Source organism: Sorangium sp. So ce117 (assembly GCF_051524395.1).
GTDB lineage: Bacteria > Myxococcota_A > Polyangia > Polyangiales > Polyangiaceae > Sorangium > Sorangium cellulosum_B.
Genome location: NZ_CP150309.1, coordinates 11,058,790 through 11,071,276, shown reverse-complemented (window position 1 = coordinate 11,071,276; position 12,487 = coordinate 11,058,790). Strand labels below are relative to the sequence as shown.

Annotated in this window: 8 protein-coding genes; 5 read left to right on the top strand and 3 right to left on the bottom strand. The window is 69.5% G+C overall.

From position 1 onward, the window contains the following. Positions 1 to 138: 138 nt before the first annotated feature. The 3 genes from WMF46_RS41530 to WMF46_RS41520 all read left to right on the top strand — a co-directional run bounded on the left by WMF46_RS41530 (position 139) and on the right by WMF46_RS41520 (position 5,080). Positions 139 to 1,854 carry a DUF1592 domain-containing protein gene (locus WMF46_RS41530; RefSeq protein WP_437982289.1) on the top strand — a complete coding sequence of 572 codons (1,716 nt, stop codon included), beginning with the start codon at positions 139 to 141 and terminating at the stop codon, positions 1,852 to 1,854. Next, positions 1,851 to 3,257, top strand: a complete 1,407-nt coding sequence (locus WMF46_RS41525; RefSeq protein ID WP_437982288.1) for a DUF1552 domain-containing protein — start codon at positions 1,851 to 1,853, stop codon at positions 3,255 to 3,257. The genes WMF46_RS41530 and WMF46_RS41525 overlap by 4 nt, the downstream gene beginning before the upstream one ends. Before the next feature lie 248 nt (positions 3,258 to 3,505). Continuing rightward, the gene (locus WMF46_RS41520) at positions 3,506 to 5,080 is read left to right on the top strand and encodes an IS110 family transposase (protein ID WP_437982287.1); all 1,575 of its coding nucleotides are present in this window, start codon (positions 3,506 to 3,508) and stop codon (positions 5,078 to 5,080) included. A 688-nt stretch (positions 5,081 to 5,768) separates the two neighbouring features. On the opposite strand, the gene WMF46_RS41515 is transcribed toward WMF46_RS41520, so the two are convergent. Next, positions 5,769 to 7,490 carry a DUF2169 family type VI secretion system accessory protein gene (locus WMF46_RS41515; RefSeq protein WP_437982286.1) on the bottom strand — a complete coding sequence of 574 codons (1,722 nt, stop codon included), beginning with the start codon at positions 7,488 to 7,490 and terminating at the stop codon, positions 5,769 to 5,771. Positions 7,491 to 7,680: 190 nt separating this feature from the next. On the opposite strand from WMF46_RS41515, the gene WMF46_RS41510 reads away from it, so the two are divergent. Beyond that, positions 7,681 to 8,067, top strand: a complete 387-nt coding sequence (locus WMF46_RS41510; protein WP_437982285.1) for a DUF4280 domain-containing protein — start codon at positions 7,681 to 7,683, stop codon at positions 8,065 to 8,067. A 232-nt stretch (positions 8,068 to 8,299) separates the two neighbouring features. Further along, on the top strand, positions 8,300 to 9,712 hold the full coding sequence (locus WMF46_RS41505; RefSeq protein WP_437982284.1) for a sigma 54-interacting transcriptional regulator: 1,413 nt from the start codon (positions 8,300 to 8,302) through the stop codon (positions 9,710 to 9,712). 65 nt (positions 9,713 to 9,777) lie between these two features. Here the strand turns inward: WMF46_RS41505 and WMF46_RS41500 are convergent, their stop codons facing one another. Both WMF46_RS41500 and WMF46_RS41495 read right to left on the bottom strand, forming a co-directional pair. Continuing rightward, positions 9,778 to 10,497, bottom strand: a complete 720-nt coding sequence (locus WMF46_RS41500) for a hypothetical protein (protein ID WP_437982283.1) — start codon at positions 10,495 to 10,497, stop codon at positions 9,778 to 9,780. A 348-nt stretch (positions 10,498 to 10,845) separates the two neighbouring features. Next, positions 10,846 to 12,405, bottom strand: a complete 1,560-nt coding sequence (locus WMF46_RS41495) for a protein kinase domain-containing protein (protein WP_437982282.1) — start codon at positions 12,403 to 12,405, stop codon at positions 10,846 to 10,848. Between the last annotated feature and the right edge of the window lie 82 nt (positions 12,406 to 12,487).

Below are 12,487 nucleotides of genomic sequence, written 5' to 3'. Positions count from 1 at the left end.
ACGGGACCGACGGGACCGAAAGAACCGTCCGCTCCACCGTCGCCTCGCATTGACGCTGAGCTCCTGGCCCCGATAGCCTGTTCCATGGAGCGCTCGTAGATTCTTCTTTCTTCGAGCTCATTCACGAAGGAGCTGCCCGTGAATCGAAGCACCCCGAGGATGCTGCTCGCGGCCATCGCGCTCTCCAGCGCGGCCGCGTGCTCGGGATCGTCTGGAGACGGCGGATCGAATCCGGGCGACGGTCCCGGCACCAGCACCAGCACCGGCACCGGCCCAGGTCCCGACCCCGGCGCCCAGTGCGAGCCCGGCGTCACCGCGCCAGGCCCGACCCCGCGCCTGACGCGGCTGACGCACGCGCAGTACGACAACACCGTCCGGGACCTCTTCGGCAAGGACATGAAGGCCTCGGCGGCGTTCCTCGCGGACCCGGCGTTCGAGGGGTTCAACAACAACGCCAAGGGGCTCCTCGTCTCCGACCGCCTCGCCCGCGATTACCGCCGCGCCGCGGAGACCATCGCGGCCGACGCCGTCGTCGACCAGGCCGTGCTCGGCAAGATCGTGCCGTGCGCGCCGGAGGGCGACGGCGCGGCCTGCGCCCGGCAGCTCATCCGCGAGCTCGGCAAGCGCGTCTACAGGAGACCGCTCTCGGCGGAGCAGGAGGAGGCGTACGCCGCCGCCTACGCCCGCGGCAACGGCCTCTTCGACGCGGGCACGCCGTTCGAGCAGGGCGTGCGCCACGTCATCGAGGCGATGCTCCAGTCGCCGCACTTCCTCTACCGCATCGAGCTCAGCGAGGAGCTCGACGGCGGGGGGATCATCCCGCTCGACGCCCACGAGGTCGCGACGCGGCTCTCGTACCTGCTCTGGAACAGCCTGCCCGACGACGCGCTCCTCGAAGCGGCGGAGGGCGGCGCGCTGGGCACGCCCGAGGGCATCGAGGCCGAGGCGCGGCGCATGCTCGCCGACCCCAAGGCCACGAGCGCCCTGGACGACTTCCACGCCCAGTGGCTCCACATGAGCCGTTACGCGGATCTCTCGAAGGATCCGGCGCTCTACGAGGACTTCGACGCCAGCGTGTCCTCGGCCATGGCGGCCGAGACGAGGCAGTTCATCCGGCACGTCGTCCTCGAGATGGAGGGCGACTTCAGGACGCTGATGACGGCGCCCGTCGGCTTCGTGAACGACAGGCTCGCCCCGATCTACGGCGTGGAGGGGTCGTTCACGAGCGAGCTCGTGGAGACGCCGCTCGACCCGGCGGAGCGGGCGGGGCTCCTCACGCAGGCCGGCTTCCTGAGCTCGCACGCGTTCTTCAACAAGAGCTCGCCGATCCACCGCGGCGTGTTCATCCAGCGCCAGATCCTCTGCACCGACCTCCCGGACCCGCCGGCGGACATCAACACGACGCTGCCGCCCATCCAGGGCGAGATCAAGACGACGCGCGACCAGGTGGAAGTGCACACGTCGCCGAAGGCGTGCAACGACTGCCATGCCGTGATCAACCCGCCGGGCTTCGCGCTGGAGCACTTCGACGCGGTCGGGCGCTACCGCGCCGACGAGGACGGCGAGACGATCGACGCGAGCGGCACGATCGCCGTCGGGGACGGTGAGATCAGCTTCGACGGCGCCGTGGATTTCGCGACGCAGCTCGCGGAGAGCCCCGTCGCGCAGCGGTGTTATCTGACGAACTGGTACCGTTACGGCAATGCCCGCCAGCTCTCGCGGGAGGACGCGTGCACGATCGCCGAGCTCGACGAGAAGCTCGGCGCGTCCGGGTACAACATCAAGGAGCTGCTTGTCGCGCTCACGCAGACGAAGACGTTCAGGTACCGGGCCGTGGAAGAGGTGGACCAATGAATCGCAGAACGTTCTTGCGGGGCGCGTGCGGGGTGATGCTCGGCCTCCCGCTCCTCGAGTCGCTGCGCCCGCGCGACGCCAAGGCCGACGCGAGCGCGCCGCGCCGGTTCATTGCCTTCTTCATGTGCAACGGCGTGAACATGGCCAAGTTCTTCCCGAGCACGCAGTACGGCGCGCTGACGGCCGCGTCGTTCGGGGCGACGCGCGCGATAGCGCCCCTCGCCGCGTACCGGGACAAGCTCTTGATCCCGCGGGGCATCCACATGGTGCCGCGCGGCTACGGGTTCGACCCGAGCGCGGGCGACGATCACGCGAAGGGGATGGGCTGCAAGCTCACGGCGCAGCCGCTCGTCCAGGGCACCCAGTACGCGGCGGGGATCTCGCTCGACCAGTTCATCGCGAACAAGATCAACCCGCCGGGCACGCCCGCGCTGACGCTGATGGTCGGGGCGAAGACGCCGAACGTGCGCGGGCACATCTCGTACACCGGAAGCGAGCAGCCCGTCAGCGGCGAGAACAACCCGTGGCTCGCGTACCGGGACCTTGTCGGCGGGACGGACCTCGAAGAGGAGGCGCTCGTGCGGCTCACGAAGCGCCGCGAGAGCGTGCTCGACCTGGTCTCGGTCGAGTACGAGGCCCTGCTCAAGAAGAAGCTCAGCAAGGCCGATCGCGACAAGCTCGACATGCACTTCCAGACCGTGCGCGACCTCGAGGTGGGCATGGGCGGCTCGGGGATCATCCCGCGCGAGCTCTCGCCGGAGCGAGCTGCGGAGATCGAGGGGATCGATCCGGACACGGTGGGGTTCGACGCGGAGTTCAAGAAGGTCGGGCGGATGCAGATGGACATCCTCGCGCTGGCGATCGCGACCGGCGCGACGCGGTCGGCGACGCTGCAATGGGGCTCGGGCGCGGCGGGGCCCATCTTCAAGTGGGATGGGATGGCCCACGAGTACAACCACCACAAGCTCTCGCACGGGAACACGAGGGACGACGACACCGGGAGCGCCGTCGACGGCTACGAGGAGATGCTCTTCAACATCGATCGCTGGTTCATGGGCGAGTATGTCTATCTGCTCGACCGGCTCGCCGGCTACGAGGAGGGCGGGGCGACGGTGCTCGACAACAGCGCCGTCGTGTTCATGAACGAGCTCTCCGACGGCCTGCGCCACGATTTCCGCGACCTGCCGTACATCATCGCGGGGAGCTGCGGCGGCTACTTCAAGACGGGGCAGTACATCAAGGTGACGCGGCAGTCGAGCACGGTGCAGGACAAGGACGCGCCCCACAACAAGCTGCTCACGACGCTCGCGAACGCGGTCGGCTGCACCGAGGAGGGCGGGGGGCCGATCGCGAACTTCGGCTCCTTCGGCCAGGCCGGCGAGCTCGACGAGCTCAAGGCCTGATCCGGCGAGAGATTTCAACGGCAAGTCGCAAAGCCGCAAAGCCGCAAAAAGAACAGATTCTGTGCAGTTTTGCGTCCTTGGCGTCTTTGCGTCAAAATTTCTCCTCGTTCGCGAGACGGATCCCTGGCGGGACGATTCCGCGGGGGCGAACCGTCGCGATCCGTCGGATGCCCCGGGATGTGGTGAGAGCGTGACGACGGATCGCACCCTCTAGATGGGATGAGGCAGCCCACGGGGCGCCTGGACCCATGATGCCGACCGCACCGACCCGAGCCTCTGCTCGACGCATTCGCGCGGTGGGGCCTGCGAAGACAGCCCGCAGCACCGTGGAGGTCGGCCCATCGGCAGCCGAGGGTGCTGGAGTGCTCGGAGGCGTCAAGGGTTCGCGAGCGGAGCTCGCCGGCTCCGCCGCCCTTGACTCCCCCTGCGCGCTCCAGCCGGACAAAGCTGCGGGCGATGGGCGGACGGAGGCCTCCGGCGGGGGCTCCAGGCTCTGGAGAGGAGCGAGCAAGAAAGAGCCGCTCGCAGCAGCGAGCAATGTGGCTGACCTCTCGCCTGCAGGGTTGCCTGCGGGCACCCCCACGCGTTCGACGACGCAGAAGACGGGGGCCCAGGAGAGGTCAGCCATGCGAAGTGTAGCGCTGGATCTGGGGGTCCATGAGATCTCATTCTGCGAGGTGGCGTGCGGGAGCGTGGTGCTACGACGCACGGTTCGCTCGCTCGATTCGCTCGAGGATCTCCTCGGCCCGTCGTCCTCGCCGGCCCGGGTGGCGATCGAGGCGTGCCGCGAGGCCTGGGCGGTGCACGACACGCTGCGCGACTGGGGTCACGACGTGCTGGTCGTCGACACCACGCGAGCTCGTCAGCTCGGCATCGGCCAGCACGGCCGCAAGAATGACCGCCTTGATGCCGAGGCGTTAGCGCGCGCCGTCGAGCGCGGGGGCATTCCACTCGCTCACGTGCTGTCGCCTCACCGGCGGGCCATTCGCCACCAGCTGGCTGTCCGGCGCGCGTTGGTTGAGACGCGGGCCCAGTACGTCACCACCGTGCGCGGCATCCTGCGCGCTTGCGGACACAAGCTCGCGAGGTGCACCACCGAGGGCTTCCTCACGGTGCTGAGCGCGGCTGCCTTGCCGGCCGAGACTCGCCTGCTCGTTGGACCCCTGGTGACAGCGCTGGAGATGCTCACCCCTCAGATCGCGCTGGCCGATGCCGCGCTCGAGCAGCTGTGCACCCACGAGCCGGTGATCGTGCGGCTGACCACGGCACCCGGCGTGGGGCTGGTCATCGCCGCCGCATTCGTCTCGGTGGTGGACGAAGCGAAGCGCTTTCACCACGCCCACCAGCTCGCCTCCTACCTGGGCTTGGTCCCCTCGGAGGACACCTCCGGGGGACGCAACAAGCAGCGGCTGGGCGCGATCACCAAGCAAGGCAATGCCTATCTGCGCGCGCTGCTGACGCAGGCGGCGCACGCGATCCTGCGGCACAAGAGCGGCGACGACCCGCTAGGTCGATGGGCAAAGGCCATCGACGAGCGCCGGGGTCGCCACATTGCGGTCGTGGCGCTGGCGCGGCGGCTGTCGGGTGTGCTGTGGGCCATGTGGCGCGACGGCACGGTCTACGATGCGCAGAGCGCAGCGGTCGCTTCGGCCAAGGGCCTACGGCTGCAAGCCCAGTCGATCGAGCAGCAGGCGCAAAGCATGAAGGAGGCCGCGGTCAAGGCGCGCCGCCGGCAGCGCTCGATCGACAAGGGACTCGGCGCCGCTCGGGCAACGGCTCGCTCGAGGCCGGTCTCGACCTCAAGGAGGGCCTCGATGCACTGACTTTCCCCCTACGGGAACGTGCGCCACGAGCGCGTCACGCTGGGAGCGTGAAAGAGGGCCACGTGGATGAGCGCGGAAGCCTTCCGGGTGATCGGCCTGTGGGTCGAACATGCCGTCCCCTAGAATGCGCCTCCACGGTCCCGTTTCGGACCCCAGCATGCATCCAGGCCACCAGGGCGACCGCCGGCCTGTGAATGCGGATCGTCGATCGAGCCACAGCTCGCTCCTGCGGACGCGACGAGGTGCTCAAGCACAAGCGGAACGACGCCCGACCAGGGCGAAGGGAGATGTCCATGCCGAAACGACCTGCACTGACGACGCCGAGCGCCGTCGCTGCCGAGCCGAAGCCGACCAGCCGCGCAAAGAGAGCGCTCAAGCCCTTGACCTCAGGGCTGCCTCATCGTCGGAAGGCATGGCCCAACCCGGGCCCGACCGTCAAGCCCTGGGCGTGGGGAGCTCGCCGTGACCGAGACGTCGCGTCGGGCCGCGGTGGTCGCCTCGCTCGCCAGCACTCTGAGCCGCGCCGTCGCCCTCGGGGATGAAGTGGCGGCCCAGGTCGTTCACGAAGCGATCGGTCGGCTGCTCGGGCTACCGGTGGCACCGGAGGGGTGAGCAAGCTTGGACCGTCAATTTCGTTTCGGGAAAAGGCATCGCGCCGAAGCGCCCCCTCGCCGCGATGCCTGCCGGCTCAGTCGTCGTTTGGCGGGGGCGGCTTCAGTGCTCGCATGAGCGTCTCAATATCGCTATTGCTCGCGCCGGCGGCGCGCAACTTTGTTATCAGTGCCTCCGGCGAGCCGGGCGTTGGTGGCGAGAGCGCAGGTGGCGGCGTAGGCTGCGATGCCACGAGCGCAGGGGGAGGCACCGGCGCGGCCACGGGAGCAGGTAGCACGAGAGGCGGTGATACCGGCGATTCCGACGGAGGCGCGCCTCTCGGCGATGGCGTTACCACCGGCGGCGGTGCGGACATCGGCGACCGCGGGGAGAACGAATCACCGCTGTCGAGCGGCAGCAGCGTCCCTTCGCTGTCGAGCGGCGGCTGCACTTGTGCTACAGGCAGGCTCCACGGCGCTCCGGGCACCATGGCGACTGGGCCAGGCGCCCCGGCGGGCGGGATCGGGAACGGCGCCACCTCTCGAAGCCCCGCCATCGCTTGACGATCGGGCAGCAATGCGATCGTACCCTCGCCGGAATCATCGACAGACGACATCTGTCCCGGCGTCGGCCCGCCCGCGGGCGCGGGTACAGGAGGGAGCGGAGCGCTGCCCCGCGGTATTACATCGAGCCTCGCCGACAGGACCGCGTCGCGCATGTCTGCGCCCAGGGACGCCGTGCCCGCCTGCGCCGGCGCGATCGTTTGCTGAATGAGCCCGAGCGTCACCGTGCCAAGACAATCGGCCTCGGTCGCCAAGACCGGCCGCGCCGACGAGAGCGGCGACAGCGGGCCCTGGGTCCACAGTCGAGCCCAATCCACGTCGCGGCCCTGGACCTGGAGCGCCGCTGCTACCACGAGCGATGGCAGCGCCGCCTCCCCGCCGGGCAGGTCGACGCAGCCCCGCCATGCAAGCGTGAAGCGCTGGCGATCTCCATCGATCGCCAGCGTATCACAGACCATGTCGACCGCCCGTCCTACCGCCGGCGCGCTCATCGATCGCACGAGCACGCGGACCGCACCGCGAGCCGAGGGCAGGCACGTCTGCACGCGCGGCGCGGTGGGGTGCAGGCCGTCCAGGACCAACCACTCGTCGCCTCGCAGATAATCGAGCTGCTGGTCCGGCGGCGCCGCCTGGAAGTATCCCCACGGGATGGCGTCGGGGATCTCGGCGATCGGCGCCTCGAGGATGTGAGGATCGATGTCTCCAAGCAGGCTGCTCCGCGGCGGCCAAAGCCGGGAGAGCGGCGCAAAGCAGGCTGGACGCCAGCGGTCGGCCGGATCGACGAGATTCGGTATCGGCTTGCCGACCGGGTTCGGCTCTCCCCGGCCGCCGATGGCGAGCTCGTAGACCAACGGCATGCGCTCGAACGGCGTCGGCCCGCCGGGGCCGCGATCGCCGAAGACGTGGAGCACCTTGTCGAGGATCGGCCGACCGTCGCGGGCGAGGCCGAGCCGCACGGATACCGCGGGCGCAGGGCGACCGCCCGGCGCGCAGGCGTGCCCGACGAACGTCACGTCGCAGCGCGGGAGGTAGGGAGCGAGATCGCTGGCCGCCTCGATGCTGCGGGCAGGGTGGCCGCCGAGGTGCCGCTCCTCCGAGTGGAGCTCAGCCGCTCCCACGTGGATCGAACGCCCGCCCGGCACGATCGCGAAGCTCGCCTTGACGACGACGGTGAGCCAGAGTCGCTTCCGGTAGCGGAAGGGCACCGCGGAGCAGGAGACGTCGCCGGAGGCGATCGATAGAGGGCCCATACGCATGGCAACCAAACCTCCGATCTTGTTCGAATCCTGGAGAAATCAACTGTCGGACAGAAAAGCCGCGAGGGCGCGTGGAATGTGAAACACAAGGGAAAGAAAAAAGCCTATCTCATCTCTGTCCCCTTGCGTCTCTTGCGCCCTTGTGGTCTCTCTTCGGCTCCACCTTCAACGCGTCCGCACTCGGAGGCCCATGCCGAAGCTGGTGACCCACGGAGCGAAGCTCGAATGCAGCGAGGGACTGTCTCCCTCGGCGCTCAGTGTGCCCGCCGCGAGCGGGACCGACGCCGACGAGGCGCCCGCGGCGACGGTCATGGACTTCCAGCCGATGGTCAACATCGCGTCCTTCGGGCGGTGCAAGGCGCTGGCGAATCCTGAGGTCGCGGCCGCGAGCGCCGCCGCGAAGGGAGTCGTCACTCCGATGCCGTGTGTCCCGGTGATCACAGCGCCGTGGTCGCCGGGCGCCTCCGTCGTGACGGTCTCCGAGCAGAAGGCGCTCACCGCCGACTCGACATGCCGTTGCGCCTGGGCCGGGAGCATCCGGGTCATCGACCCAGGCTCCGACATCGAAGCGGATTGAGGGGCCGCTCCGACGAGCACGCGGGCCGCGCCGTGCGGCCCGTCTTCCCCCCGCCTCGCCCTGCCCGACGCCCCAAAGCGGCCATGAGGCAGAAGGGGCCGGCGGAAGACCGCTCCCCGGCGTGCGTCGAGGGCGACGTCTTGGTCGACGATGGCCGACGCGCGCGGAAGCAGGGCTCGGTCGGGAACGTCGACCCGGCGACGCCGGACCATCGTGCGTTGTATCATGGCTCATGCGCCTTCAACGAAAGGGTCTCGCTCGTGGGCCGAGCGCGACGGCAACCAGCACCGACGCGGAGCTGCCCGAGCCGGTCGACAGCGGTCGCGAGGTGAGCTGGAGCGTGAGCGTCGTCCACCACCCGCGGGAGGAGCTCATCGGGACTCGCAAGCCGCTGCCGCCGGGCACCGCGCTGAACCTCGGGCGCAATGACCGCTGCCTCGGGGAAGGGTGCCTGAGCAGCTCCCGCATCTCCCGCCGCCACGCCGAGCTCGTCGCGCACCGCGACCATCTCCGGATCGAGGACAAAGGCAGCCACAACGGGACCTATGTGAACGGCGAACCCGTGAGCTCCGGCGATCTCGCCGAAGGAGACGTCATCGGCCTGGGGCCGGTGCTCCTGCTCGTCCATCGCGCGCCGCTTCGCTTCGACGTCCCACGGAGCGCGCTGCTCGTCGGACGGAGCCACGCGCTCGCGCGGGTGCTCCGCCAGGTCGAGATCTTCGCTCCCGGCGGCGCGCCGGTGCTGCTCCGCGGCGAGACCGGCACCGGGAAGGAGCTCGCAGCCAGGGAGATCCACGAGAAGAGCGGCCGAGTGGGCGCGTTCAAGCCGGTCAATTGCGGCGCGCTGACCGCCGAGGCGCTCCACAGCGAGCTCTTCGGTCACGTCCGCGGCGCCTTCACGGGCGCTCTCCGGGATCGGCTCGGCCTGTTCGCGTCGGCCGACCGAGGGACGGCCTTCCTCGACGAGATCGGGGAAGCCGCGGCGAGTGTCCAGGTCAGCCTGCTGCGTTTCCTCGACGAGCCCCAGGTGACGCCGCTCGGCGGCGACAGCGCGCGCCGGGTCGACACGCGCGTCGTGGCGGCGTCGAACGTCGATTTCGAGGCGCTGATCGAGGCGGGCCGCTTTCGCGAGGACCTCCATGCGCGGCTGTCGGGGTGCACGATCCGGCTGCCTCCGTTGCGAGAGCGGGTGGAAGACATCCCGCTCCTCGTGCGGCACTTCGTGCGCGCCTTCGGCGGCGGGGACCGACCGGTGCAGCCTCGGTTCATGCTCTCGCTGCTGCTCTATTCCTGGCCGCGGAACATCCGTGAGCTCGCGGCGGTGCTCCGTCGGTCCGTCCTGGAGACACCGACGGGAGAGCCGATCCAGGCGTCGGCCGAGCTGGATGCGGCGCTGCCGAGGGGGGCTCGCAGGGCGGTCGACACCGGAGCGCAGCGCGGCGAAGCGCGAGACCGGCCGAGCGACGCGCCGGCGCCGGAAGCGATCGCCAGGCCGGATGCCACGCGGCTGAGAGCGCTCCTCAAGGAGCATCAGGGGAAGGTGGCGTCGACGGCCGGGCATCTCGGCGTCTCTCGACACACGGTGTATCGGTGGATGAAGGAGCTCGGTATCACGCTCGATGACCACAGGCCACCCAAGCGGTGAGCCGCGGAGATGGGGCCGAGCACGGGTAGGCTCGGGGTGGGGCGCCGCGGTCGGCGCTGCGCAGCTCACCAGACGTGCTCCAGGGATAGCTGCGCTCCGTTCTGCCCCACGGCCGCCGAAAGGTGCGTCCTGGAAGAGGGGCCAGCTGAATGCGTGGGACCACCTCTCGCGAACAGCAGCAAGACCGTGCCGCCCGCGGCAAGGGCTAAACCAGGGAAGAATGTCGCGGTGGCGACATGCGACAAGGTCCTGGCATCCTGGTCGGCCTTCAACCCTGTAGCATCGCAGCTGCGGACCTTATCCTGCCACGAACAGTGACCGTCGTTCGCCGCGTTCTTCTTCACCCACGCCCATGCGCCGGAGACCGTACCGCCGACGATACCCAGCGCTCCGACGCTCACGAGCGATGCGCCGGTGTAGAGCAGCGCTCGCTCTCCGGCAGAGCGCGGCGCAGGCGTCAGCGAAAGGGAGAGGGTTTCGTTCGCGCTCTTCGCGGCGGACCACGCCACTCGGCGGCCGAGATAGCCGGGGCGCGACAGCTCGATCTCGTGCCGGCCCGCGTCCAGCAGCACCTCGAACCGCGCTGCCGGGGGCGGCCGGCCGGGCCCCGCAGGCAGGGTGCCGGCGACGAGCCGCCCCCGCGTCCCGCCAAGGAGGTCGCCCTCCAGCGGGCGGCCATCGATGCGAACCGCCGCGTCGGCCGGTTCGATCGACAGCGTGAGGCGCCCGAGCTCGCGCTCGATCTCGCGGATCTGCGCCCAGGCCTTCACCGCCGTGCCGTCCATGTCGGCTCCGTCGCGAGCCTCGGCGATGAACTGCAGGAAGGAGCGTCGAGCGCGCGTGTAGCGCCGGAGCTCCTGCTCACAGTGCCCGATATTGTACGTCGTCAGCGGGTGGGGGTACAGCCGCCTGGAGCGCTCGTAAGACGCGAGCGCTTCTGCCCACCTCCCTTGGCTCGCCAGCTCGAACCCTTGATGGAATGCCTCCCGGGCATCATCGCGCAGGCGTTCCTGCTTGCTGGTTTGCGCTTCGGCGTGAGGAAGCGCTGCGGTCACTGCCACGAGGAGCGCAGCGCAGAGCAGGTGACATCTCGGGAAAACGTTGCGGAGGCGCATGGGCAGAGGGCCTGGCCGTCAGAAGGGTGGTTTCTTGATGAGCTTGCCCACACGGTCCTGCGATTTCGCGCTGGGGTTCTGCACCGCGTCCGGGCGGCTTTCGCCGGTTCCCTCAGGCGGACGGTCCGGGGGTGGCTGCCTCGTGGCGTTGTCACCCTCGTCGATCTTCGCCGCTGGGGCGCCGCTGTTCGTGGTCGCCGTCGAGGCAACGGGTATTTCGGGCGTCGTCCGGACATCGGTGTTGACCTTGGATCGTTCGGGCGCTCGCACCGGCATCCTGGTCATCCCAGCACGCGATCGTGGGGTACCGAGCGGTGCGGCAGGTGCTGGAATGGCGGTCATGGCCTGGTCCGCCGCGGGCTTGCTGCTCCCCACCGGCAGGACAGGCATACGGAGAGGAAGGAACCGTGCGGTCGTTACCGTCGCCGGCACATCAGCCGCATGGCAGGACAGCCTCCCCAGCACGACCAGTGCGCTCCCCGCGAGCAGGACACTCCCTACGGCCCCGCGGCGCCACGCCGGCTTCCGGCGTCCCGGCGCGGGCCGCGCGGCGTCTGCGCGTTGAGCGGCGAGCTCTTCGGACATCGTCGTGCCGCCGGTCGTTGTGTCCGAGTCGGAGAGGGCTGAGTCGGGCGCCGTTGCGTCGCCCGCCCCACCGGACGTGCGCCGGGGGCGCGGCACGACCCCCGGCAGCGAAAAGGGAGCGTCCGGTTCACACGAATACGCGCGCAGCAGCTCGAATACCTGGCGCAGCGTCGGACGCTCCTCGGGTCGTGGGGCGAGCATCCGATCGATCAGCGCGCCGATCTCCGGCGGCACCTCCAGCGCATCGACTTCCGGCGGCGCCGCCGCGCCCCGGCGGAGGCTCGCCTCCAGGTAGGCATTCCAGCTATCGCCGGCCAAAGGCCGCGTGCCGATCAGGCACTCGTACAGGACGACGCCGAGCGACCAGACATCCGCGCGCCCGTCGACGTCCTTGTTCCCCAATCCCTGCTCCGGCGCGGCATACCCCGCCGTGCCGATCGCCGCTCCTTCCGTGGTGAGGTTCGCGTCCACGCCGTCGGGGTCATCCCGCATCAACTTCACGACCCCGAAGTCGATCACCTTGATCCCGGGGCGCTCGGCGGTACCGTCGAGGACGAAGAGGTTCTCAGGCTTCAGATCGCGGTGAACGAACCCGCATTCATGCACATACCCCATCGCGGCCACCACCGGACAGAGCAGGTCCGCGGTCCTCCGGAGCGACAGCCGACCTTGCTCGCGCAGCTCGGAGCGCAACGTGCGGCCACGGAGCAGCTCCATGTGCAGCACGGGGGTCGTGTCATCGATCTCCAACATGTCGTACACCCCCACGACATTCGGGTGGTCCACGCTCGCCCTCGCCTCACGGGCAAGCCGCTTCCTTGCGCGCGACCCATGAGGGGCCGCGCGCTTCAAGAACTTGAGCGCCACAGGCCTCTGCGTCGCCAGGTTCGTCGCTCCCCAGACGACGCTCATGCCACCGTGACCGAGCTCCGCGTCCAGCCGAAAGCGGCCGAGAACGATGAGCCCCTGCGATAGCCCGTGTACAAACGACATGGCAGCGCCCGTCGGTGCTCGACCCCCTTCGAGCGATTGTTTTCGCCTGGGCGCTGCTCGCTGACAAGACCTTTCTGCCGAT

Coding starts and splice junctions, on each gene's coding strand:
- WMF46_RS41525 (WP_437982288.1), top strand. CDS start 1,851: ATGAATCGCAGAACGTTCTTGCGGGGCGCGTGCGGGGTGATGCTCGGC.
- WMF46_RS41520 (WP_437982287.1), top strand. CDS start 3,506: ATGATGCCGACCGCACCGACCCGAGCCTCTGCTCGACGCATTCGCGCG.
- WMF46_RS41515 (WP_437982286.1), bottom strand. CDS start 7,490: ATGCGTATGGGCCCTCTATCGATCGCCTCCGGCGACGTCTCCTGCTCC.
- WMF46_RS41510 (WP_437982285.1), top strand. CDS start 7,681: ATGCCGAAGCTGGTGACCCACGGAGCGAAGCTCGAATGCAGCGAGGGA.
- WMF46_RS41505 (WP_437982284.1), top strand. CDS start 8,300: ATGCGCCTTCAACGAAAGGGTCTCGCTCGTGGGCCGAGCGCGACGGCA.
- WMF46_RS41500 (WP_437982283.1), bottom strand. CDS start 10,497: ATGGACGGCACGGCGGTGAAGGCCTGGGCGCAGATCCGCGAGATCGAG.
- WMF46_RS41495 (WP_437982282.1), bottom strand. CDS start 12,405: ATGTCGTTTGTACACGGGCTATCGCAGGGGCTCATCGTTCTCGGCCGC.